The 21,975-nt window shown below is 64.0% G+C and carries 35 protein-coding genes; all 35 read right to left on the bottom strand.

All coding sequences use genetic code 11. From position 1 onward, the window contains the following. A partial coding sequence (locus K8I61_09230) for a hypothetical protein (GenBank protein MBZ0272208.1) occupies positions 1 to 402 on the bottom strand: 402 nt, incomplete at its 3' end. A 398-nt stretch (positions 403 to 800) separates the two neighbouring features. Next, entirely contained in the window at positions 801 to 1,832 is a 1,032-nt protein-coding gene (locus tag K8I61_09225) for an AAA family ATPase (GenBank protein ID MBZ0272207.1), read from the bottom strand. 121 nt (positions 1,833 to 1,953) lie between these two features. After that, the gene (locus tag K8I61_09220; protein ID MBZ0272206.1) at positions 1,954 to 4,350 is read right to left on the bottom strand and encodes an acetate--CoA ligase family protein; all 2,397 of its coding nucleotides are present in this window, start codon (positions 4,348 to 4,350) and stop codon (positions 1,954 to 1,956) included. A gap of 1,697 nt (positions 4,351 to 6,047) precedes the next feature. Further along, the gene (locus K8I61_09215) at positions 6,048 to 6,620 is read right to left on the bottom strand and encodes a TlpA family protein disulfide reductase (protein ID MBZ0272205.1); all 573 of its coding nucleotides are present in this window, start codon (positions 6,618 to 6,620) and stop codon (positions 6,048 to 6,050) included. A gap of 157 nt (positions 6,621 to 6,777) precedes the next feature. Further along, a complete protein-coding gene (gene rplQ, locus K8I61_09210; GenBank protein ID MBZ0272204.1) occupies positions 6,778 to 7,398 on the bottom strand; it encodes a 50S ribosomal protein L17 in 621 nt (206 codons plus the stop codon). Between the two features lie 32 nt (positions 7,399 to 7,430). Next, complete coding sequence (locus K8I61_09205; GenBank protein ID MBZ0272203.1) at positions 7,431 to 8,444, bottom strand: DNA-directed RNA polymerase subunit alpha; 1,014 nt, start codon at positions 8,442 to 8,444, stop codon at positions 7,431 to 7,433. 34 nt (positions 8,445 to 8,478) lie between these two features. Continuing rightward, positions 8,479 to 9,108, bottom strand: a complete 630-nt coding sequence (gene rpsD, locus K8I61_09200; protein MBZ0272202.1) for a 30S ribosomal protein S4 — start codon at positions 9,106 to 9,108, stop codon at positions 8,479 to 8,481. A gap of 16 nt (positions 9,109 to 9,124) precedes the next feature. After that, entirely contained in the window at positions 9,125 to 9,514 is a 390-nt protein-coding gene (gene rpsK, locus K8I61_09195; GenBank protein MBZ0272201.1) for a 30S ribosomal protein S11, read from the bottom strand. Positions 9,515 to 9,523: 9 nt separating this feature from the next. Then, positions 9,524 to 9,895, bottom strand: coding sequence for a 30S ribosomal protein S13 (gene rpsM / locus K8I61_09190; protein ID MBZ0272200.1), 372 nt, complete (start codon positions 9,893 to 9,895; stop codon positions 9,524 to 9,526). A gap of 17 nt (positions 9,896 to 9,912) precedes the next feature. Beyond that, positions 9,913 to 10,026 (bottom strand): 50S ribosomal protein L36, encoded by a 114-nt coding sequence (gene rpmJ, locus K8I61_09185; protein MBZ0272199.1) that lies wholly within the window; start codon positions 10,024 to 10,026, stop codon positions 9,913 to 9,915. A gap of 9 nt (positions 10,027 to 10,035) precedes the next feature. After that, positions 10,036 to 10,812 carry a type I methionyl aminopeptidase gene (gene map, locus K8I61_09180; protein ID MBZ0272198.1) on the bottom strand — a complete coding sequence of 259 codons (777 nt, stop codon included), beginning with the start codon at positions 10,810 to 10,812 and terminating at the stop codon, positions 10,036 to 10,038. Positions 10,813 to 10,817: 5 nt separating this feature from the next. Continuing rightward, on the bottom strand, positions 10,818 to 11,474 hold the full coding sequence (locus tag K8I61_09175) for an adenylate kinase (protein MBZ0272197.1): 657 nt from the start codon (positions 11,472 to 11,474) through the stop codon (positions 10,818 to 10,820). Beyond that, entirely contained in the window at positions 11,475 to 12,779 is a 1,305-nt protein-coding gene (secY, locus tag K8I61_09170) for a preprotein translocase subunit SecY (protein ID MBZ0272196.1), read from the bottom strand. It abuts the gene before it with no gap. Between the two features lie 17 nt (positions 12,780 to 12,796). Next, entirely contained in the window at positions 12,797 to 13,240 is a 444-nt protein-coding gene (gene rplO, locus K8I61_09165) for a 50S ribosomal protein L15 (protein MBZ0272195.1), read from the bottom strand. Position 13,241: 1 nt separating this feature from the next. Then, entirely contained in the window at positions 13,242 to 13,430 is a 189-nt protein-coding gene (rpmD, locus tag K8I61_09160) for a 50S ribosomal protein L30 (GenBank protein ID MBZ0272194.1), read from the bottom strand. A 3-nt stretch (positions 13,431 to 13,433) separates the two neighbouring features. Beyond that, a complete protein-coding gene (gene rpsE, locus K8I61_09155) occupies positions 13,434 to 13,943 on the bottom strand; it encodes a 30S ribosomal protein S5 (protein MBZ0272193.1) in 510 nt (169 codons plus the stop codon). A gap of 31 nt (positions 13,944 to 13,974) precedes the next feature. Beyond that, on the bottom strand, positions 13,975 to 14,376 hold the full coding sequence (rplR, locus tag K8I61_09150) for a 50S ribosomal protein L18 (GenBank protein MBZ0272192.1): 402 nt from the start codon (positions 14,374 to 14,376) through the stop codon (positions 13,975 to 13,977). A gap of 22 nt (positions 14,377 to 14,398) precedes the next feature. Continuing rightward, positions 14,399 to 14,935, bottom strand: coding sequence for a 50S ribosomal protein L6 (rplF, locus tag K8I61_09145; protein ID MBZ0272191.1), 537 nt, complete (start codon positions 14,933 to 14,935; stop codon positions 14,399 to 14,401). 19 nt (positions 14,936 to 14,954) lie between these two features. Beyond that, a complete protein-coding gene (gene rpsH / locus K8I61_09140) occupies positions 14,955 to 15,353 on the bottom strand; it encodes a 30S ribosomal protein S8 (protein MBZ0272190.1) in 399 nt (132 codons plus the stop codon). Positions 15,354 to 15,369: 16 nt separating this feature from the next. Further along, on the bottom strand, positions 15,370 to 15,555 hold the full coding sequence (locus K8I61_09135) for a type Z 30S ribosomal protein S14 (protein ID MBZ0272189.1): 186 nt from the start codon (positions 15,553 to 15,555) through the stop codon (positions 15,370 to 15,372). A 14-nt stretch (positions 15,556 to 15,569) separates the two neighbouring features. Next, positions 15,570 to 16,112 (bottom strand): 50S ribosomal protein L5, encoded by a 543-nt coding sequence (gene rplE, locus K8I61_09130; GenBank protein ID MBZ0272188.1) that lies wholly within the window; start codon positions 16,110 to 16,112, stop codon positions 15,570 to 15,572. An 11-nt stretch (positions 16,113 to 16,123) separates the two neighbouring features. Beyond that, positions 16,124 to 16,456 (bottom strand): 50S ribosomal protein L24, encoded by a 333-nt coding sequence (gene rplX, locus K8I61_09125; GenBank protein ID MBZ0272187.1) that lies wholly within the window; start codon positions 16,454 to 16,456, stop codon positions 16,124 to 16,126. Between the two features lie 33 nt (positions 16,457 to 16,489). After that, on the bottom strand, positions 16,490 to 16,858 hold the full coding sequence (gene rplN / locus K8I61_09120) for a 50S ribosomal protein L14 (protein ID MBZ0272186.1): 369 nt from the start codon (positions 16,856 to 16,858) through the stop codon (positions 16,490 to 16,492). A gap of 22 nt (positions 16,859 to 16,880) precedes the next feature. Then, positions 16,881 to 17,141 carry a 30S ribosomal protein S17 gene (gene rpsQ, locus K8I61_09115; protein MBZ0272185.1) on the bottom strand — a complete coding sequence of 87 codons (261 nt, stop codon included), beginning with the start codon at positions 17,139 to 17,141 and terminating at the stop codon, positions 16,881 to 16,883. After that, the gene (gene rpmC / locus K8I61_09110) at positions 17,138 to 17,344 is read right to left on the bottom strand and encodes a 50S ribosomal protein L29 (GenBank protein ID MBZ0272184.1); all 207 of its coding nucleotides are present in this window, start codon (positions 17,342 to 17,344) and stop codon (positions 17,138 to 17,140) included. Before rpmC ends, rpsQ begins: the two co-directional genes overlap by 4 nt. Next, complete coding sequence (rplP, locus tag K8I61_09105) at positions 17,334 to 17,756, bottom strand: 50S ribosomal protein L16 (protein MBZ0272183.1); 423 nt, start codon at positions 17,754 to 17,756, stop codon at positions 17,334 to 17,336. Before rplP ends, rpmC begins: the two co-directional genes overlap by 11 nt. Positions 17,757 to 17,764: 8 nt before the next feature. Next, positions 17,765 to 18,394 (bottom strand): 30S ribosomal protein S3, encoded by a 630-nt coding sequence (rpsC, locus tag K8I61_09100; protein MBZ0272182.1) that lies wholly within the window; start codon positions 18,392 to 18,394, stop codon positions 17,765 to 17,767. An 8-nt stretch (positions 18,395 to 18,402) separates the two neighbouring features. Beyond that, positions 18,403 to 18,735, bottom strand: a complete 333-nt coding sequence (gene rplV, locus K8I61_09095; GenBank protein ID MBZ0272181.1) for a 50S ribosomal protein L22 — start codon at positions 18,733 to 18,735, stop codon at positions 18,403 to 18,405. A 19-nt stretch (positions 18,736 to 18,754) separates the two neighbouring features. Further along, positions 18,755 to 19,039: a 30S ribosomal protein S19 gene (rpsS, locus tag K8I61_09090; GenBank protein MBZ0272180.1), complete on the bottom strand. Its 285-nt coding sequence runs from the start codon at positions 19,037 to 19,039 to the stop codon at positions 18,755 to 18,757. Between the two features lie 14 nt (positions 19,040 to 19,053). Further along, positions 19,054 to 19,875 (bottom strand): 50S ribosomal protein L2, encoded by an 822-nt coding sequence (gene rplB, locus K8I61_09085; protein ID MBZ0272179.1) that lies wholly within the window; start codon positions 19,873 to 19,875, stop codon positions 19,054 to 19,056. A gap of 21 nt (positions 19,876 to 19,896) precedes the next feature. Next, positions 19,897 to 20,187 carry a 50S ribosomal protein L23 gene (locus tag K8I61_09080; GenBank protein MBZ0272178.1) on the bottom strand — a complete coding sequence of 97 codons (291 nt, stop codon included), beginning with the start codon at positions 20,185 to 20,187 and terminating at the stop codon, positions 19,897 to 19,899. After that, positions 20,184 to 20,807, bottom strand: coding sequence for a 50S ribosomal protein L4 (gene rplD, locus K8I61_09075; protein MBZ0272177.1), 624 nt, complete (start codon positions 20,805 to 20,807; stop codon positions 20,184 to 20,186). Before rplD ends, K8I61_09080 begins: the two co-directional genes overlap by 4 nt. Before the next feature lie 5 nt (positions 20,808 to 20,812). Beyond that, complete coding sequence (gene rplC, locus K8I61_09070; GenBank protein MBZ0272176.1) at positions 20,813 to 21,478, bottom strand: 50S ribosomal protein L3; 666 nt, start codon at positions 21,476 to 21,478, stop codon at positions 20,813 to 20,815. 10 nt (positions 21,479 to 21,488) lie between these two features. Next, on the bottom strand, positions 21,489 to 21,815 hold the full coding sequence (gene rpsJ / locus K8I61_09065; GenBank protein ID MBZ0272175.1) for a 30S ribosomal protein S10: 327 nt from the start codon (positions 21,813 to 21,815) through the stop codon (positions 21,489 to 21,491). Between the two features lie 18 nt (positions 21,816 to 21,833). Beyond that, positions 21,834 to 21,975, bottom strand: a 142-nt coding sequence (gene tuf, locus K8I61_09060; protein ID MBZ0272174.1) for an elongation factor Tu, incomplete at its 5' end; no start/stop codon positions are given.

The following is a 21,975-nucleotide window of genomic DNA, read 5'->3' as shown; positions in this document are numbered from 1 at the left end:
GCCGCCAAGAGAGACGAGCGCGTAGATGTTCCCGTCCGACCCGACCTGAACATCGTTTTCCTCGAGTCCTCGACCGCCGCCGATGATGCAAAGCTCGCCGCCGATCGGATCGTCCACCGGCCAGGACTTCGGGCAGATGTCAGTCCAGACGGGAGGATCGGGAAGCGGCTCGCAGGAATAGATGTCGTCGTCCAGGTCATCGTCGGAATCGTCGTCCGACGCGGAATCGTCGTCCGCGTCATCGTCCACGGCCGAATCGTCATCCCCCGCATCGTCGTCGATTCCCGAATCGTCGTCGTCGACCGAATCGTCGTCATCGTCCGGCGTCCCGCCATTGGCGGGATCGCTATCGTCATCGTCGCCGCACGAGCAGCCGGGGAGCGCGAGGAGAAGCGGGAGCAAGAGGAAAAGGAGAGTCGCAAGGCGGTTGAAGCGCGCAGGCGTGCACCGTTTTCGCATTTTCGGATTGCGTGTGGTCGCCGGAATATCCACGACGCGCGGTGCTCCGATGTGTGTAAGACATACATACGCGCGATTTGTAAAAATAGCAACATATTTTTGCGGCGTAAATAAGCTGAAGAAATTCAAGGCTATTCGTGCACGTGAAAGGTTTTGAGTCTTCATTTTCCTTATCTCCTCCGGCGCCGACGCATAAGCCCGGCGATTCCGTACGCGTACGGAATCGCGACGCTCGCGAAATACGTGTTCACACCATATTTCGCGGGAATTTTACCAGATTTTGTGCGTGGATGGGCTTGGGCGTCGCGGGAAATCGGCGGCGCCCCTAAATTCGATCGCGGTTACGAAAATTGATCCAGAATTGCCTTGGCGTCGATGTTCGCCGCGACGAGACTTGCCGCGATCTCGATCTTCTCGTCGTCGTTTTCGGTCAGCAGCGGACGGATCTCGTGGACCTGCGTCGCGACGGCGAAGGTATCGCCGCGGGCGAGCAGCAGCGGGATGTCGGCCTCGACGAAGCGGGCGATGACCGGCGGCGCGGGGGGAGTGTTGTTGGTGGCGATCACGCCGACGCAGTCCGTCCGAAGCGCCGCGAGCAGCATATCGTCCCGCTCGCCGGAGGTGATGAGCAGGCGGTCCTCGCGTTTCATGACCGGCGAGCGCAGCACGGCGTCCGCGCTCATGGCGCCGACGAGGATGTTGCGCACGCGATGCGTCAGGGCGCCCTCGCCCGCCAACACCTTGGCGAACAGGCGGTCGGCGATGGTGGCGACGCACAACTCCTGGAGCGCCGGCTCGTGCGGAATCACGCCCCAGAGCGCAAGGCCCATCTTCGCGATTTGCGGCGCGATAGTGGCGCGAAAATCGGCCGTGTCGCGCACCTTGTTGACGACAAGCCCGATGCGCGCGGCTTTGCCCGCGCACACGCGCGCGACGAACGCGGCGGCGTCGAGCACGCGGTCGTCGTCTTCGTCGAGCACGAGAAGAAGCGTCGCGCCGGCCTTTTGTACCAGGCTGACGGCGTCCAGATCCGCCGACGCGCCCGCGGCCAGATCGCGCCCCGCTTCGATAAAGAGCGGCGCGTCGCCGTTCGCCATGAGCATCGCGTCGAGCGCCTCGTCGACGCCGCCGGGGTGCGTGTACCGGATGCGGGAAGGCTCGAAGCCGATCGTCAGGCTTTCGGGCTCGGCGCCAAGGCCGAGGGCGTGGTTCATGAGCGCGGCGTCCTGATCCCACTGCCGCTTCATGCGGTAGACGAGGTGATCGCCGAGCGGCTTGACGTAGCGCGACTTGCCGGCGGCGCGGGCCAGGCCAAGCAGCACGGTGGTTTTTCCGGCGCCTTCGCGAAGCGATGCGGCCACGACGGCGGTCATGATGTTTCTCCAGGATCGAGGATTGAGGATTGAGGATTGAGTCCGTCCTCTTTCGAATGCGGAGTGTTGAATGCGGAGTGCGAAATGTTCCGGAAGGAGTTCGCGGGTCGCCGATCCATCGTCATGACGTTTTCCCTTCGTCCGATTTTTCACGCGGCGCGACGAGGATGCGTGCGTCAACCGACGAGACGCCCTCGCCTTCCGCATAAACCATGATGGGATTGATCTCCACGTCCGTCACTTCGGGGCACGCCTCGATGAGCGCGGCGACGCGCAGCAACGTGTCGATGACGCGGGGGATGTCCTTGCGTTTCTCACCACGCACGCCGAGAAGCAGCGGGTAGCCGCGGATCTCGCCGATCATCTCCGCGGCCTCGCGGCGCGTGACGGGCAGCCCGCGGAAGGCCACGTCCTTCATGACCTCCACGTAAATTCCGCCGATGCCGAACATGACGACCGGACCGTACACCGAGTCGCGCCGCGCGCCGACGATGACCTCCACGCCCGGTTTGGCCATGCGCGTGACGAGCACGCCGTCAATTCGCGCGCCGGGCTTGGCGCGCCGCGCGCGGTGCATCACGGTTTCGTATCCGTCCACCAGTTCGCGGTCGTCGTCGAGATTCAGCAGCACGCCGCCCGCGTCGGTCTTGTGCAGGATATCGCGCGAGACGATCTTCAGCGCGACGGGATAGCCGATCCGCCGCGCGTGCGCGAGCGCATCATCGAGCGACGCGGCGAGCGCCGAGTCCGGCACGCCGACGCCGATGGCGTGCATCACCTCGAACGCCTCGTGCGAAAGCAGCGCGGTGCGGCGCTCCCGGCGCACCTTGGCGACGATTTTGCCGATGCGCGCCGTGTCGATTTCCGGCGGCTTCGGCCGCGCCGGCGTCTCGCGATGCCGCGCATGACGCACGAGCGCGCCCAGAGCGGCAACCGCGTCGTACACCTCGCCGTAGGCGGGCACTCCCGCGTGGCGCAGGCGCGCGGCGAGTTCTTCCATCGCATGGCCGCCGAACAGAGCGTAAACGATCGGCTTGACCCCGCGGGCGCGTTCGTTCGATTCGCGGATGATTTCGAACAACTCGTCAACGACGACGACGGCGGTCTCGCAGAACAGCGCGATGACCGAGGAGATTTTCGGCTCGTCGATCGCGGCGGCGAGCGCATGCCGGTAGTCCGCGGCGACGGCCTGGCCGGTCAGATCGACCGGGTTTCTCACGGAGCCGAATTCCGGAACGCACGCGTCGAAACGTTCGTGCATCATGGCGACGTCATCGATAAGGCGAACGCCGTGACGCTCGCTTGCGTCGGTCGCCATGACGCCGACGCCGCCGCCGTTGGTGACGATGACCGCTCCGTCGCCCTCGCGCGGTTCGGGCGCGGACGAAAGGAACGCGCACCAGCGGAAGGCGTCGGAAAGCGTCTCCGCGCGCAAGATGCCGGCCTGGCTTGTGAGCGCGTCGAAAACCTCGTTCTCGCCGGCGAGCGAACCGGTGTGCGAAGCGGCCGCGGCGGCGCCGCGCTTGGACCACCCGGACTTGAGCACAATGATCGGTTTTTCGCGCGCGACCTTCGCCGCCGCGGAAAGGAAGCGCTCGCCGTCGCGCAAACCCTCGATGTAGAGCAAGACCGCGCGCGTCGTGGGATCGGAGCGGAAGTGCTCGAGCAGATCGGCCTCGGTCAGATCGGCCTTGTTGCCGACCGAGACGATGGCCGACAGGCCGAGGTTTTCGGAGGCGGCCTTGCCGATCATGGCGATGCCGATCGCGCCGGACTGCGAGACGATGGCGATGTTGCCCTTGGGCACGCGCGCGGGGCCGAACGTGGCGTTCAGGGAAGCGGGCGCGGAGTAGAGCCCGAAGATGTTGGGGCCGAGCACGCGCGCGCCGCCCGCGCGGGCGATGTCCACAAGACTCGCCTCTTCCCCGCGCCGGCCGATTTCGGAAAAGCCGGAGGTGATGACGACGAGATTTTTCGCCCGCGCCTCCACGCACTCGCGCGCGACCGACGTAACCGTCCCGGCCGGCGTCGTGACGACGATCATGTCGACGCCGGGTTCCACATCCCGGATCGACCGGGCGACGGGGCGGTCGAGAATCGTGCCGCCGCGCGGATTCACGGGGATGACCTCGCCGGCGTAACCGCCGTAAAGGATATTGGCGACGACGCGATGGCCGATCTTGGCCGGGTCCGCGGACGCGCCGACGACGGCGACGCGGCGCGGCGCGAAGAGCGCGCCGAGCGCGGATGTCCTCGCGGCGGTCAGGACGGGAACCTCATGACAAGCTCGACGACACCGGCGGCGCGCCGGCGCGTTGTGTCGAATCCCATTTTTTCGAAGACGCGCAGCATCGGGTGATTTTCGGCGAGAACCTCCGCGGTAAAACCGAGCAGACCCTGTTTGCGCGCCAGACGCGTCAGCGTTTTCAACAACTCGTAGCCGATGCCACGGCCCTGGTACTCGTCGCGCACGACGAACGCGACCTCCGCGACATGACGCGCCTCGTCGATCGACCACTGGCCGACCCCGACGAGCTCCTCCGCATCGTCTCCGGACGCGAACGCGAGGATGACCATCTCGCGCGTGTAGTCGATGACGGCGAATTCCTGGAGACGCTCGTGCGGCATGTCGCGCCGAGCGGAGATGAAGCGGCGATACACGCTCTTGTCGGAGAGCGCGTAAAAGAATTCCTTCAAAATCGGCTCATCGGAAATGCGCACGGGGCGAAGGCGAAGCGTCAGGCCCGTCTTGGTGGTCGCGGTCGATTCCAGATGTTCGGGATACTCGCCGCGCCGCCCGGGCACGAACGCCTGGTCCTTGTAAACGAGCCCTTCGGCCTTGGCTTTTTCAAGCAGTTCCTCCCGGAATTTCGGGTGCGCGATGGCAATGAGCGACATCGCCCGCTCGCGCACGTTCTTGCCGAAAAGGTGCGCAACGCCGTATTCGGTGACGACGTATTGCACGTCGCCTCGCGTCAGGGTGACGCCGGCGCCCTCGTCGAGAAACGGGACGATGCGCGAAACCGTGCCGCCCGCCGCGGTCGACGGCAACGCAAGGATCGCCTTGCCGCCGGGCGCCAGCAGCGCGCCGCGCATGAAGTCCGCGTGCCCGCCGATGCCGGAAAAAAATTGCCGCCCGAGCGATTCGGATGTCGATTGCCCGGTCAGGTCGATCGAAAGCGCCGTGTTGATCGCGCACATGCGTTCCTGGCGCGCGATGACGAGCGGATCGTTGGTGTAATCGACCGGACGGAACTCGAATGCCGGATTGTCGTGCAAAAAGGCGTACGTGTCGCGTGTGCCCATGCAAAAAGCCGCGACGGCCTTGCCGCGATTGAGCGTCTTTTTGCGGTTGGTCACCGCACCGGCGCGCATCAGATTCGCGAGTCCGTCGGTCAGAAGCTCCGTGTGGATGCCGAGTTCATGCTTTCCGGCGAGGCTCGCCAGCACCGCGTTCGGCAGGACGCCGTAACCGACCTGCAACGTGTCGCCGTCCATCACAAGGCCCGCGACGAAGTTGCCGATGCGCCGGCGCGTCTCGTCCTCGGGGGGCAGGTCGATCTCGATGATTGGCTCGTCGCGCAGGATCAACGCGTCGATGTCGTCGATCGAAAGAAACGTCTCGCCGTGCACGCGCGGCATGTGCGCGTTGACCTGCGCGATGACGAAATCGGCGGTTTCGACCGCGGCGCGGACGATGTCGACCGAAACGCCAAGCGAGAGATGGCCGTGGCGGTCCGGCAACGAGGTCTGGATGACGGCGACGTCGATCGGCACGAGCCCCGTGCGCATGAAACGCGGAAGGCGCGAGAGAAAAACGGGCTCGTAGTCGGCGCCGCCGGCGTTGACCGCTTCGCGGATGGGCTGGCCGATGAAAAACGAATTGACGCGAAAGTTGCCGCGGTAGCGCTCGTTGGCGAAGGGGGCGACGCCGAGCGTCAGCACCTGCATCACCTCGGCGTCGAAAAATGCCTTGGGGTTACCGGCGACGAAACGCACCAGCTCATCGACAAGATACGTCGGCTCGCCGCACGCGGTCGCGACGAAGATGCGGCTTCCCGGGCGAATGCGCGAGAAGGCGGCGTCGGGTTCGAGGAATTTTTCGGCGTGCGCCGCGCGCAGGCGGTTCAGGTTTTCGCGGTCCGCGCCGGACGGCGGGAAGGGAACGCCGGATTCCGAATCGCGCTTTGCCATAATTTCGCCCGGGGCCGGCGGCTACTCTCCGATGAGTTCGCGATAGCGTTCCATGAACGAATCGGAGAGCCAATTGCGCGGGCCGATGAAGCGCTCGACGAGCTTGCCTTGCTTGTCGATGAGGAATGTCTCGGGAAATCCAGTCACGCCGTAGATCCGCGCCACCTTGTTTTCCGGATCGAGCAGCGCGGGAACCTCAAGCTGGCGCGAACGGAAAAATCGCGCCACGTCCTCGCGCCCGCCGCTGTCAACCGACACGGTGACGATGGCGAACTGCTCCGGGTCCATCTTTCGGTAGAGGCGCTGGATGTCCGGCATCTCGCGGCGGCACGGCGCGCACCACGTCGCCCAGAAATTCAGGAAGACGACCTTGCCGCGCAGGTCCGCCAGCGACACCGGCTTTCCCGACATGTCGGGCAGCGTGAATCCCTTGGCCTCGACGCGCTCGCCCATCACCGACAGGCCCGCCGGTCCGCCGCAGTCCCATCCGAAGATGAGCACGTAGAGCAGCGCGGCGAATACGAGAAACACGGCGAGCAGCTTTTTGTTGCTCGCAGGATTGGCGGATGGCGGGGTGGGCGCGTTGGCGTTCATCGGGTTTCGTCCGTGGGATTCGTATAGCAAAGAAAAGGCAGGATGACCAAACGGTCTCCTGCCCATCTTGTTACAAAAAAGGCCGGAAGGCGGGAAGGCCGGAAGGCTGGAAGCTCATCACCATGAGCCTTCGGTTTTCCAGGCCCCCATTCCGTTATCAGTCTTCCTTGTTTTCGTCTTCGCCGACTTCTTCCGCGGCATCCTCGTCCGGAGCTTCCACCGCGGTTTCCCCGGGCGCATCTTCCACGGGCACGGGCGCGGCTTTGGCCTTGGCGCCCTTGGCGCCGGAGACCGGAGCAGCGGCCATCTCGTCCTCGCCCTTGTCCTTGCGGCGGCGCCGGCGGCGCTTGCTCTTCGTTTCCTTCTCCTTGACTTCCTCGGGGATGAACTCGATGAAGGCCAACGGCGCGGCGTCGCCCTGACGGAAGCCGAGCTTCACGACCCGGGTGTAGCCGCCGGGACGATTCTCGAAGCGCGCGGCGAGATCCGTAAAAAGAATCTCGATCGCCTTTTTGTCCTTGAGGTAGCCGAGCATGCGCCGATGGACGTGCAGGCGCTGGGACGCGACCTCTTTGTCCTCGCCGCCGGCGTCGCCGATCGACTTGTAGCGCTTGCCGATCGTGACGAGGCGGTCCGCGACGCGGCGCAGCTCCTTGGCCTTGGCCTCGGTCGTCTGGATGCGCCCGTGAAGGATGAGGCTTGTCGCCATATTGCGAAACAACGCGCGGCGATGGCTGCTCGAGCGCGAAAGCTTGCGAAAATCTTTCCGGTGTCTCATGGCATTCGTTCCGTCGTTTTAAGGGCTTGCCGTCAGATTTCGGCCTGCTCGGCGTCTTCGTCCGGGGGCCGCCAGCTTCGAAGTTTCATTCCGAGCGAAAGACCCATCTCGGCGAGCACTTCCTTGATTTCGTTCAGCGACTTGCGGCCGAAGTTCTTGGTCTTGAGCATCTCGGCCTCGGTCTTTTGCACGAACTCGCCGATGTAGCGGATACCCGCGTTCTTCAGGCAGTTCGCGGCGCGCACGGACAGGTCGAGTTCGTCGACGCGGCGGTAGAGATTTTCGTTCGTCTCCACGTCTTCGTCGACTTCCTCGGCGTAGTCGTCGTAGTCCTCGAACTCTTCCTCGAAGTTGATGAAGACCGTGAGCTGCTCCTTGACGACCTTCGCCGCCACCGCGACCGCGTCCTCGGGCGTGATCGAACCGTCCGTGAGCACCTCGAGGATGAGGCGGTCAAAGTCGGTGCGCTGCCCGACGCGCGCGTTCGTGACCTGGTAGCTGCATTTCAGGACCGGCGAGTAGAGCGCATCCATGAGGATCGTGCCGATGGGATACTCGTCGTCCGGGCCGCGCTGCTGCTCGACCGCCGCGTAGCCGCGGCCGATCTGGCAGGTCAACTCCGCCTCGATGGCGGCGTCCTTCGACAACGACGCCAGGTGCAGATCCTTGTTCAGGATCTCCACCGCGGGCGGCGCCTCGATGTCCGCGGCCGTGACCGTGCCTTCGCCGGTTTTGCTGATGCGCAGCGTCTCGACCGAGTCGGTGTGCATCCTCAGCCGGACCTGCTTGAGGTTCAACACGATGTCGGTGACGTCTTCCTTGACGCCGGCGATCGTGGAGAACTCGTGGTTGACGCCCTCGAAGCGCGCCGAGGTGATGGCGGCGCCGGGGAGCGTGGATAAAAGGACACGCCGCAATGAATTGCCAAGCGTCTGTCCGAAGCCGCGTTCCAGCGGCTCGGCGATGAAGCGGGCGTAATTTTGCTGCGCCCCCTTCTCGACAACAAGTTTTTTCGGTCGAATCAGGTCGCGCCAAACCTTGTGCATATTGAATCGTCCCCCAAACGTTGGGTGGATGGCCTTATTTCGAATACAGCTCGACGATGAGCTGCGCGTTGATCGTGGATTCGAGGTCGTCGCTCGCCGGCACGGCATTCACCGTGCCGGTGAACGCGGCCGGTTCGAGCGCGAGCCAGTTGGGAACGCCGCGCCGCTGGGCCGCCTCGAGCGACTCGTTGATGCGTTGCACCTTCCGGCTCTTCTCGCGCACCGAGACGGTCTGTCCCGGCTTGACGATGTAGCTCGCGATGTCAACCTTCTTGCCGTCGACAAGCACGTGCCCGTGGTTCACGAACTGGCGCGCCTCGTTGCGGCTGCCGCCGAAACCGAGGCGGAAGCACACATTGTCGAGACGCCGTTCGAGCAGTTGCAGCAGGTTTTCGCCCGTGACGCCGCGCATGCGGTCGGCGCGTTCGAAATACAGGCGGAACTGCCTTTCCATGACGCCGTAAATACGGCGGGCCTTTTGCTTCTCGCGAAGCTGGACGCCGTAGTTGGACACCTTGCCCTTGCGCCTTTGGCCGTGCTGGCCGGGGGCGTACTTGCGCCGTTCGATGGCGCACTTTTCCGTATAGCAGCGCTCGGCCTTGAGGAAGAGTTTCTCGTCCTCGCGGCGGCAGAGCCGGCAGACCGAATCGATATAGCGGGCCAAGTTTGCAATCCTCCTGTCAGACGCGACGCCGCTTCGGCGGGCGGCATCCGTTGTGCATGATGGGCGTCACGTCCTTGATCACATTCACCTTGAAACCGCCGGCGAGCAGCGAGCGAAGCGCGGCGTCGCGGCCGGAACCCGGTCCCTTGACCAGAACGGAAATCTGTTTGACACCGTGCTCCTTGGCCTTTTTCGCGCACTCCTCCGCGGCGACCTGCGCGGCGTAGGGCGTCGACTTGCGGCTGCCCTTGAAGCCGGAGCTGCCGGCCGAGGACCAGCAGATGGTGTTTCCCGAAAGATCGGTGATCGTGATGATCGTATTGTTGAACGTCGCCTGAATGTGGGCGACGCCCGACGGGATGTTCTTCTTGACGACCTTCGCGCCGCCTCGCCTGACCTTGGCCATGGGGTCTCCTTACTTCACTTTCTTCTTGATGGTGCCGCGCTTGGGACCTTTTCGCGTGCGCGCGTTGGTGTGCGTACGCTGGCCGTGCACGGGCAGGCCGCGGCGGTGGCGAAGCCCGCGGTAGGAACCCATATCCATGAAACGCTTGATGTTCATGGACACCTCTTTGCGCAAGTCGCCTTCCACCTTGGCGAGATCGTCGATCGCCCGGCGAAGCTGCGCGATCTCGGCGTCCGTCAACTGGCCGGCCCGGACGTTCTCGTCGATGCCCGCGGCCGTCACGATGCGGCGCGCGGTCGTGGCGCCGATGCCGTAGATGTACGTCAGCGCGACGATGACGCGCTTGTCGTTCGGAATATCCACACCCGCGATACGCGGCATTCTTGCAATCCTCCCGGTCAGCCTTGACGCTGGCGATGCTTCTTGATGGAACAAATCACAATCACCACGCCCTTGCGGCGGATGATCTTGCACTTGGAACAGCGCCTCTTGACCGATGCCTGAACCTTCATCTTGCGCTCCTACTCCCACACCGAAAGGACGCGCGGCCCGTCCGGCGTGATAGCCACCGAATGCTCGAAATGGGCGGAGAGCTTGCGGTCGGCCGTGCGCGCCGTCCACCCGTCGTTTTCCGTCACCACGTCCGGCGAGCCCTCGTTGATCATGGGCTCGATCGCGAACACCATCCCGACGCGCAGGCGCTCGCCGGTGTGCGCGCGGCCGACATTCGGGATCGGCGGCGCCTCGTGCATGCGCCGACCGATGCCGTGCCCGACAAACTCGGAGACGACCCCATAGCCGCGCCCCTCGGCCAGAACCTGCACGGCGTGCGAAATGTCGCCCACGCGGTTGCCCTCAACGCATTGCTCGATCGCCGCCGTAAGGCACGCCTTCGTCGTCGCCAAGAGGCCCTGGGCCTCCTCCGACGCCGCGCCGACCGCCACGGTGATCGCGGAATCGCCGACCCATCCATCAAGGATCGCGCCGAAATCCAGGCTGACGATGTCGCCGTCCTTCCGGATCGTGTCGTCCGACGGAATGCCGTGAACGATCACCTCGTTCACGCTCGCGCAGACGGTTGCCGGAAACGCCGGACCGCCCGCGGAGTGCGGGTAGTTCAGGAACGCGCTGCGCGCGCCGTGCTTTTCCAGCACGCGCCGCGCCACGCGGTCCAGCTCGCCGGTCGAGACGCCCGGGCGCACCGCCTCGTACATCGCCCGTAGAGCCTCGGCGACGACGCGGTTGGCCCGGTACATCGCCTCGATGTCGTCCGGGCTTTTCAGGTGAATGGCGTTCATGCGTCTCAATTTCTTCCCAAGGCGTGCTCGACAAGGCGCGTCACCTCGTCGATATCCTGCATTCCGTCCACGCGCTTGAGCTGTCCTTTTTGCGCGTAATAGTCGATCAGCGGCGCGGTCAATTCGCGGTAATTCTCGAGGCGACGGCGGATCGTTTCCTCCTTGTCGTCCTCGCGCTGAATCAGAGCGCCCCCGCATTTGTCGCACGCGCCGTCCATCTTCGGCGGCGAATACGTCTTGTGAAACATGGAACCGCACGCGCCGCACGTCAGCCGGCCCGACAGCCGCTCCACCAGTTTTTCTTCGTCGACCTCGAGCGAAACGACGACATCCAGCCTCGTGTCGCGCGCGGCCAAAAGCTCATCCAGCGCCGCGGCCTGCGCGCCGGTGCGCGGAAAGCCGTCGAGGATGAAACCGTTTTCCGCGTCGCCCTCCTCCAGGCGCTCATCGATCAGGCTCACGACCACCGAGTCCGGGACGAGGTCGCCCGCGTCCATAAATGCCTTGGCCTCGAGGCCGAGCGGCGTGCCGTTCCTGACCGCCGCGCGCAGGATGTCGCCGGTGGAGATCTGCGGAATGCCATAGCGATCCGCAAGGACCTTCGCCTGCGTTCCCTTGCCCGCCCCCGGCGCGCCAAGGAGGATGAACCGCGCGGCCTGCATCTAGCGTCTCCCCTTGAAGCGGCCGCGTTGCCCGAGGAAACCCTCGTACGAGCGCATCAGCATGTGGCTCTCGAGCTGCTGGATCGTGTCGAGCGCCACACCCACAACGATCAGAAGCGCCGTTCCGCCGAAGTAAAACGGCACCTTCCAGAACGAAATCATGAATGTCGGCAAGACGCAGATCGCCGCCACATAAACGGCGCCGCCCAACGTCACCCTCGTCAACACGCGGTCGATATAATCGGCCGTGCGCTTCCCGGGCCGGTATCCAGGCACGTAAGCGCCTGATTTCTTTAGATTTTCAGCGACATCGACCGGGTTAAAGGTGACGGCGGTGTAGAAGTAGCAGAAAAAGATGATGAGCACAACGTAGACGACGAGGTACAACGCCGAATCCGGCGCCATCAGGTCGCCGATCGTCTGGAGCCAGGGGTGCTCGAACATCTGCGCGAACGTCGCCGGGAACATCAGGATCGAGCTTGCGAAGATCGGCGGGATGACGCCCGCGGTGTTGACCTTCAGCGGCAGGTGCGTCGTCGATCCGCCGTACATGCGCCGGCCGACGACGCGGCGGGCGTGTTGTATCGGGATTTTTCGGTGCGCCCGTTCGACGAAAATGATGGCGAAGATGACGAAGATCATCAGGATGAGGATCGGCAGCGTCATGAGGATCGAGCGCTCGCCGGCCGCGACATCGACGAAGACCTGATAGATCGCGGCGGGCATGCGCGCGACGATGCCCGCGAAGATGATGAGGCTGATGCCGTTGCCGACGCCGAACTCGCTGATCTGCTCGCCGAGCCACATGATGAACGCGGTGCCGGCCGACAGGGTGACGGCCGTCTTGATGTGAAACAGGATGCCGGGGTTCAGGACGACGCCCTGGCCGAGCATGCCCTTTTCCAGGCCGACGGCGATCATGAAGCCCTGGAAGAGCGAAAGCACCACCGTTCCGTATCGCGTGTACTGCGTGATCTTCCGGCGGCCGACCTCGCCCTCCTTCGAGAGGCGTTCGAGATACGGAATCACGACCGTGAGCAATTGCAGGATGATCGACGCGGAGATGTACGGCATGATCGAGAGCGAAAAGATCGATCCGCGCTCGAGCGCGCCGCCGGAAAACATCGAGAACATGTCGAAGACGGTTCCCGCCTGGCCGCGGAAAAAGTCCGCCAACGCGGCCGTATTCAGACCGGGAATCGGGATCGCCGATCCAACCCGGAACACCGCAAGCATCATGAGCGTGAAGAACACGCGCCTTTTCAGCTCGGGGATCTTGAAGATGTTTTGAAACGCGCCGATCACGCCGGTCAATCCTTCCGTCAGCCGAGAATTTCGGCCTTGCCGCCCGCGGCTTCGATTTTTTCCTTGGCCTTGGCCGAGAATTTGTGCGCGCGCACCGTGAGCGCGACCGCCAGCTCGCCGCCGGAGAGCACCTTCACGCCGTCGTGCAATTTGCGGACGAGGCGGGTGTCTTTCAGCGCCTCGACATCCACCACCGCGCCGGCTTCAAAGCGCGCCAGATCGCCCACGTTCACCACCGCGTATTCACGGTGGGCGGGGTTCACGAATCCGCGCTTGGGGATGCGCCGGATCAGCGGCATCTGGCCGCCCTCGAATCCGGGCCCCTTGTTCTTGCCGGAACGGGCCTTGTGCCCCTTATGCCCCTTGCCCGCGGTGCCACCGAGGCCCGAGGCGTTGCCACGCCCGCGCCGCTTGCGCGACCTGACCGCGCCGGCGGCCGGCTTGAGCGTCGAAAGGTCCATGTTAGACCTCCTCCACCTTCACGAGATGAATCACTTTTTTCACCATGCCGCGGATCTGGGGCGTGTTCGCGTGTTCCACCGTCTCATGCAGGCGGTGGAAGCCGAGCGCCTTGACGATGCGCAACTGCTTCCCGTCGCGCGCGATGGTCGAGCGCACGAGCGTCAATCGGAGTTTGTTCGTGTTGGCCATGATTTACCTCGCGAGGCGCCGCTTGTAGACATCGGGATCCTGAAGCGCCTTCAGGCCCGTGATCGTCGCGTGGACGAGGTTGTTCGGATTCCGGCTGCCGAGCGACTTGGTCAGGATGTTGTGCACGCCGGCGCTCTCGAGGATGGCGCGAACCGCTCCGCCCGCGATGACACCCGTGCCGGGGCTCGCCGGACGCAGGATCACGTACGCCGCTCCCGCGCGGCCCATCTTGCCGGTGACCGTGTGCGGGATCGACGCGGACTCGGTCAGCGGAACCCGGAACAGCGACTTTTTCGCCTTGTCCACGGCCTTTCGGATCGCCTCGGGCACCTCGTTGGCCTTGCCCTTTCCGGCGCCGACGCGGCCCGCGCCGTCGCCGACGACGACAAGCGCGGAGAACGAAAAGCGGCGGCCGCCCTTGACGACCTTCGCCACGCGGTTGACCGCGATCACTTTTTCCACGAGTTCGGACGACGGCTCCGCATACCCGGTTTGTCCATACGCACTCTGCACGGCGTCTCCTTTTGCGACCTTGTCTGATTTCCTAGAAGTTGAGTCCGGCCTTGCGCGCCGCGTCCGCGACCGCGCGCACGCGACCGTGGTAAAGGAAACCGTTGCGGTCGAACACCACGTTCGTCACGCCCTTTTCCTTCAGTTTCGCGGCAATCGTCTCGCCGATCGCCTCCGCCGCGAGGATCTTCGATCCCTTCGCGGGCGCGTCCTTGCCTTGGGCAACAGGCGCGGCCGCGGGCATCTCGAAGCCCTTGGCGCGGGTCGATGCCTCGGCCAGTGTCCGGCCGATCGTGTCGTCGATCACCTGCACGTAGATGTGACGCGCGCTGCGGAACACGCAAAGGCGCGGGCGCTGCGTGGTGCCGCGAACCTTGCGGCGCACGCGCGCCTGGCGCGCGGTGCGTTTGACCAATCGGGTTTTGACGCCGGACATGATTTTTCCCCGTATCCCTTGTTTACGCGCCGGTCTTTCCGACCTTGCGACGAATCTGCTCGCCCGCGAACTTGATGCCCTTGCCTTTGTACGGTTCCGGCGGACGGATCTTTCGGACCTTCGCCGCGAAATGGCCCAGGGCCTCGTTGCTGATGCCCGTGAGCGTGATGAGATTCTGCTTTTCGACCTGCACCTGCACGCCGCGGGGGATCGGGACGACCTTCTCCGCCGGGAATCCCACCGCCAGGTGCAGCGCGTCCTTGCGGACCTCCGCCTTGTAACCGACGCCGACCATCTCGAGCTTCGTCTCGAAGCCCTTCGAGACGCCGGTGACCATGTTCTGCAGGAGCGCCCGCGTCAGGCCGTGCAGCGCCCGGTGCGTCCGGTGATCGGAAGCCCGGCTCACCTGGATCGTTCCGCCATCGACCCGGGCGTCGATGCCGTCACGCAATTCGTGCGTCAGTTCGCCCTTGGGTCCCTTGACCTTGACGACGCGGCCGGCGACCTCGACGTTCACGCCCTTGTCGACGGTAATCGGTTTTTTCCCTACGCGACTCATGTTTCCATTCCTTCGCGCGTCACCAGACGCGGCACAAAAGCTCGCCGCCGACGTTTTGCGTGCGGGCGTCCTCGTCGGCGAGAATTCCGCGGCTCGTCGATACGATCATGACGCCGAGCCCATCGAGCACCCTGGGGATCTCTCCGGCCTTGGCGTAACGGCGCAGACCCGGCCGGCTCACGCGCTGGATGCCCTGCACGATCGGCTTGCGCTCGGCGTCGTAACGCAGATAGACGTGGAGCACGCCCTGGCGGTCGTCCTCGTCCTTTTTGAATGCGTCGATATAGCCGCGATCCTTGAGGATCTTCGCGACGCCGACCTTGAGGTTCGACGCCGGCATGCTCACCTTTTCGTGCCCCGCGCCATAGGCGTTGCGGATGCGTGCAAGCATGTCGGCCAACGGATCGGTCATGACCATCGTTTCCCGCTCCTTCTTACCAGCTCGATTTGACGACGCCCGGCAGGTCTCCCTGAAGGGCGAGCTTGCGCAGACAGATGCGGCACATATCGAACTTTCGGTAGTACGCCCGGGGCCGTCCGCAAAGCGGGCACCGGTTGTAATCGCGAACGCCAAACCGCTTGGGGCGTTGCGCCTTGATGCGCAAGGATTTTTTCGCCACGCGTATGCTCCTCGTTACCTGCGGAACGGCATGCCCAAATGCTTCAGCAGGGCGCGCCCTTCCTCGTCCGTTTTGGCCGTCGTCACGATCGTGATATTCAGGCCCTTGATCTTGTCGACCTTGTCGTAATCGATTTCGGGAAAGATGATCTGTTCCCGCACGCCGAGCGTGTAGTTTCCGCGGCCGTCGAACGCCTTTTCCGACACGCCGCGGAAGTCGCGAACGCGCGGGATGGCGATCGAAATGAGCCGGTCGAGAAACTCGTACATGCGCTCGTGCCGCAGCGTGACCATGACGCCGATCGCCTGGCCCTCGCGCAGCTTGAACGCGGCGATGGACTTTTTCGCGCGTGTCACGACGGGCTTTTGCCCGGTGATCGCCGCCAATTCCACGGCCGAGGACTCGACGAGCTTCGGGTTCTGCAGGGCCTCGCCGAGGCCGTAGTTGACGGTGATCTTCGAAAGGCGCGGCACCTGCATGGGGTTCTTGTATCCGAACTCCTGCATGAGCGCCGGGGTCACCGTCTTGTCGTAGAGATCGCGCATCCGGGGATTCATCGCTTCACCCTTTATTTGTCCAGAAGCTCGCCGCACTTCTTGCAGGCGCGCAGCTTCCGTCCGTCCTCGAGGATCACGTGCTTGACGCGCGTGGGTTTGTCGCACGCCGGGCAGACGACCATCACGTTGCTGTGGTGGATCGGCCCCTCCCGCTCGATGATGCCGCCCTGGCGGTTGGCCTTGTTCGGACGCGAGTGGCGCTTGATGAAATTCATGCGCTCGACGACCACACGCCCCTTGTCGGTGTCGACATCAAGGACCTTGCCCCGCTTGGCCTTGTTCTCCAGCGAGCCTGCTTCCTTGCCGGCGATGATGTGGACGATGTCGCCCTTTCGCACCGGCATCTTTGTCTTGCCCTTCGGAATCATCGTCCTACCTCAAAGCACTTCCGGTGCGAGCGAAATGATCTTCATGAAATTTTTCGCGCGCAGTTCGCGAGCCACCGGTCCGAACACGCGGGTTCCGATCGGCTCGCGGTTGTTGTCGATCAGCACGGCGCTGTTGTCGTCGAAACGGATGTAACTGCCGTCCGGCCGGCTGATGTGGTTGTTCACGCGCACGATGACCGCGCGCTTGACGTCGCCTTTTTTCACCTTCGCGTTCGGAATCGCCTCGCGGATGGACACGACGACGATATCGCCGACCGAGGCGTATTTCCGCTTGCTGCCCCCGATGACCTTGATGCAGGCAAGCCGGCGCGCGCCGGAATTGTCGGCCACGGTCAATATGGTTTCTTGCTGAATCATATTGGAGCCCTCCGCCGCGCGGTTACGCGACCGGCTTTCTCATGACCCGCTTCACGGCCCAGTGCTTTTGCGCCGAGAGGGGGCGGGTTTCGATCAGTTCCACGACATCGCCCACGCGGCATTCGTTGGCCGCGTCGTGGGCCTTGTATTTTTTCTGGCGCTTGACGACCTTGCCGTAGAGCGGATGCTTGAACACACGCGACACGTTCACGACGACGGTCTTGTCCATCTTGTCGCTGGTCACGATGCCCTGCATCGTCCGGCGCTTTCCCTGCTCGCTCATCGGATCGCCTCCGTCTCGCTTTCCCGCTCGGCCAGTATCGTCTTGAGGCGCGCGATATCGCGGCGCACGCTCTTCATCCGCGCGGTGTTTTCAAGCTGTCCCGTGAAAAACTGAAAGCGGAGGTTGAAGTACTCCTCTTTCAGGTCCTGCTCGCGCTGCTCCATCTCGTCAACGGAGAGCTTGCGGAATTCCTCACCCTTCATGGGTGCCCTCCCGCGCGACGAACTTCGTCCGGATCGCGAGTTTGGAGGCCGCCAGGCGCAGCGACTGCTGCGCGAGCGCCGGCTCGACGCCTTCCATTTCGTAAAGGATGCGGCCGGGCTTCACCACGGCCACCCATTCCTCCGGCGCGCCCTTGCCCTTGCCCATGCGCGTCTCGGCGGGCTTTTTCGTGATCGGCTTGTCCGGAAAGATGCGGATCCAGATCTTGCCGCCGCGCTTGACCGAGCGCGTCATCGCGATACGCGCGGCCTCGATTTGGCGGGCGGTGATCCAGCCGTCCTGCACGGCCTGCAGCCCGTACTCGCCGAACGCGAGATCCGAACCGCGGCGCGCGCCGCCGGCCCGGCGGCCCTTGAACATCTTCCGGTGCTTGACCTTTTTTGGCGACAACATGGTTCAGCTCACTTCGTGTCGACTTCGCCGTGATAGATCCAGACCTTGATCCCGATGACGCCGTATGTCGTCTTGGCGTGGTACTGGCCGTAATCGATATCCGCGCGAAGCGTGTGCAACGGCACCCAACCCTCGCGGTATTGCTCGAACCGGCTCATGTCCGCGCCGCCAAGGCGCCCGGAGGCCGAAACGCGAATGCCCTTGGCCCCCAGTTTCATGGCGTTTGAGATCGCCCGCTTCATCGCGCGGCGAAACGCGATGCGGCGCTTGATCTGCTGCCCGATGTTTTCCGCGACGAGCTGCGCGTCGAGGTCCGCCCGGCGCACCTCCTGCACCTTGATGAAGATGTCGCGGTCGGCCATCTTCTGAAGCTCTTTTTGAAGGAGATCGAGCTCCTGTCCCTTGCGGCCGATGATGACGCCCGGGCGCGCCGTGTAGATGATGATCGTCATCTTGTTGTGCGTGCGCTCGATCTCGATCCGCGACACGCTGGCGTTCTCGAGGCGACGCTTCAGAAAATTGCGGATGCGCAGGTCTTCATGAAGGATCTTCGCGTAGCCCTTGTCGGCGAACCACCGCGAGTTCCAGTCCTTGATGATTCCGAGGCGGAATCCGATCGGATGCGTTTTTTGACCCACGATGCCTCCTAGCGCTCGTCGAGCACGACGGTGATGTGGCAGGTGCGTTTGAGGACGCGGTTGGCGCGTCCCATCGAACGCAGCAACACCCTTTTTTGCGTCGGTCCGCCGTCGACGAAAATCTTCTTGACGTACAGATCGTCGACATCGACGCCGCCGCGCGCGCTGGCGTTGGCGACCGCGGAATCGACGACCTTCTTGATGAGCCGCGCCGACTTTTTCGGCGTCAGCGCCAACTCGCCGAGGGCCTGCCCGACGGGCTTGCCCCGAACCATGTCCGCGACAAGCCGCCCCTTGAAGGGGGACAGGCGCTGGAATTTGGCGACGGCCTTGACTTCCATGATCGTTGCTCCTTGCGCCTTACTTCGAGGCCTTGGCGGCCTTCCGGTCGGCCGCGTGGCCGTGGAAGGTGCGCGTCGGCGAAAACTCGCCGAACTTGTAACCGACCATGTTCTCCGTCACGAACACGGGAACGAACTTTTTGCCGTTGTGGACCGCGAAGGTCAGTCCGACGAACTCCGGCAGGATCGTCGAGCGCCGGGACCAGGTCTTGATGATCTGGCGGCTGCCCGAGGTCTGCGCGCGGTCCGCCTTTTCCTTCAGGTGGCCGTCGACGAAAGGTCCTTTTTTGATGGAACGAGCCATGAACGCGATTCCCCTTACTTCCGCCGCTTGACGACGTATTTGTCGGCGTCGTGCCGCCGACGCGTCTTGTAACCCTTGGTCGGAATGCCCCACGGCGTGCAGGGATGACGACCGCCGGAGGAGCGGCCCTCGCCGCCGCCCATCGGATGATCCACCGGGTTCTTCGCGACGCCGCGCACGTGCGGCCGGCGCCCGAACCATCGCGACCGGCCGGCCTTGCCGATCACCATGTTGCTGTAGTCCGCGTTGCCCACCTGGCCGATCGTCGCCATGCACTCGCCAAGAAAACGGCGCAACTCTCCCGAGGGAAGCTTCAGAAGGACGTATTTGCCTTCCTTGCCCATGACCTGGGCGGAATTGCCGGCCGAACGCGCGACCTGCCCGCCCTTGCCGACCTTCATTTCGATATTGTGCACGCTGGTACCGTCGGGAATGCTGCGCAGCGGCATCGCGTTGCCCGGCTGGATGTCCAGCCCCTCGCCCGCGACGACCTTGTCGCCGACCTTCAACGCGACCGGCGCCAGGATGTAGCGCTTCTCGCCGTCGACGTAGTGCAACAGCGCGATGCGGCAGTTGCGGTTCGGGTCGTATTCGATCGCCGCGACCTTCGCCGGAATGTCGAGCTTGTTGCGCTTGAAGTCGATGACGCGGTAGTGCCGCTTGTGCCCGCCGCCCGTGTTGACGTTGGTCTGGCGGCCGTGATTGTTGCGTCCGCCGGTGCGCGACATGGGTTCAAGCAGCGACTTCTCGGGCGTCGACTTGGTCACGTCCTCGAAGCTGTCCACCATCATGTAGCGGCGGCTCGGACTCGTCGGTTTGAAATTTCGAAACGGCATCAGGTCTTCCTTCGATTCTCGTTACACGCCTTCAAAGAAGTCGATGCTTTCCCCGGCGGCCAGTTTCACGACCGCCTTCTTCCAGTTCGGCGTACGGCCGAAAATCCGGCCGCGGCGCTTGTTCTTGCCCCGCATGACCGCGGTGTGAACGGCGAGCACGTGCACGCCGAACAACTCCTCGACCGCACGGCGGACTTCGAGCTTGGTTGCGTCGCGCGCGACTTCGAACACGTGATGGCCGGCGTCTTCCTTGTTCAGGTTGGCCTTCTCCGTGATGATCGGGCGCTTGATGATGTGATGCGGATCCGTCATTGGCCGAGCCTTTCCTCGATCTTCGCGACCGCGTCCTTCGTCACGACCAGGCGGTCGTAGCGCAGGATGTCATACACGTTCAGCCCCGCGACCGGCAGCACCTTCGCGCCCCCCAGATTGCGGCTGGCGCGTTCGAGCGACTCGTCGCGCTCGGCGACGACGAACAGCGCGTTCGTCACCCCGAGATCGCCCATCAGCCTGACGAACGATTTGGTCTTGGCGGCATCGAGCGCGAGTGCGTCGACGACGGTGAGTTTGTCCTCGCCCGCCTTCATCGAAAGCGCCGAGACCAGGGCGCCGCGCCGCACCTTCTTGGGGGTCTTGAACGACCAGTCCTTGGGCTCGATCGCGTGAATGTGCCCGCCGCCGACGCGCACGCCGGAGCGCGCGCTGCCCGCGCGGGCCCGGCCCGTGCCCTTCTGGCGATAGAGCTTGGCGCCGCTGTAGCTCACTTCCGTGCGGCCCTTGGTCTTTTTCGTGCCGGCGCGGCGATTGGCGAGCTGATTGCGAACGACCTCCCAAAGGAGATGCTCGCGAACCGGCGCGCCGAAAAGATCGTCGCGCAGTTCGAGACTGCCCGCCGCCTGGCCCTGCTGGCTTTTCATATCCACTTTCGGCATGGCCGTTATCCTCTCTGGCCTTCCGCCTGTTCGCTCTTGCGCCGCTTTTTCGTCTCGACAACGCGCACGACGGCGCGGCTCGATCCCGGCACGCCGCCTTCGATGAAAAGCAGATTCTTGTCCGCGTCGATGCCGAACACCTTCACGCGCTGCACCGTCGTCGTCTTGCTTCCGAGATGCCCGGCCATCGGCCGGCCTTTCAGAACCCGGGACGGCGTCGCCGACGTTCCGATCGAGCCGGCCTCGCGGCGATTCTTCGAGCCGTGCGTCATCGGGCCACGCGAATGGTGATGCCGGCGGATCGCGCCCTGGAAGCCCTTGCCGACCGACCTGCCCTTCACGTCGACGACATCGCCCGCCGCAAACGATTCGACGGTGATCTCCTGGCCGACCTTGTAGTCGTCCGGGTTCGTCACGCGGAATTCGCGCACGAGGCGAAACGCCGTCTTCAATTGCAGGTGCTTCTTGACTTGCCCCGCGACCGGACGCGACACCTTGCGCGCGTCGACCGGAAAAAATCCGACCTGCACCGCGGCGTACTTGTCCTTCTCTTCGCTCTTGACGCGAATGATCGTGCCCGGCCGCGCCTCGATGACGGTGAGCGCGTGCCGCCGACCTTCGCCGTCGAAGGCCTGCGTCATGCCGAGTTTCGTTCCGAAGATTCCCTTCATGACGTCAACCTCAAGCCGCTCCGCTCGTGATCAGTTTGATGTCCACATCGACACCCGGCGACAGTTCGAGCTTGCCCATCGCCTCCATCGTCTCCTGCGTCGTGTCGAAGATCTCGATGAGCCGCTTGTGCGTGCGAATCTCGAACTGCTCGCGGCTCTTCTTGTCGACGTGCGGCCCGCGCAGCACGCAGAACTTTTCGATCTTCGTCGGCAGCGGAATCGGCCCGGACACGTGCGCGCCCGTCCGCTTGGCGGACTCGGCGATCTCCTTGGACGACTTGTCCAGAAGCTTGTAGTCGTAAGCCTTAAGCCGAATCCGAATGCGTTGTTTGGCCATGTCCGTTACCCCCCAAGCCTACTTCAGAACCTTGGTGACGACGCCGGCGCCGACGGTTCGTCCGCCCTCGCGGATGGCGAAGCGGACGCCGTCTTCCAGGGCGATCGGGTTGATGAGCTCGATCGTCATTTTCACGTTTTCGCCCGGCATCACCATCTCC

The sequence above is a fragment of the bacterium genome (assembly GCA_019912885.1).
In the GTDB taxonomy this organism is placed as follows: Bacteria; Lernaellota; Lernaellaia; order JACKCT01; family JACKCT01; genus JAIOHV01.
The sequence above is the reverse complement of the archived record's forward strand: the minus strand, read 5'-3'. Positions and strand labels throughout refer to the sequence as shown.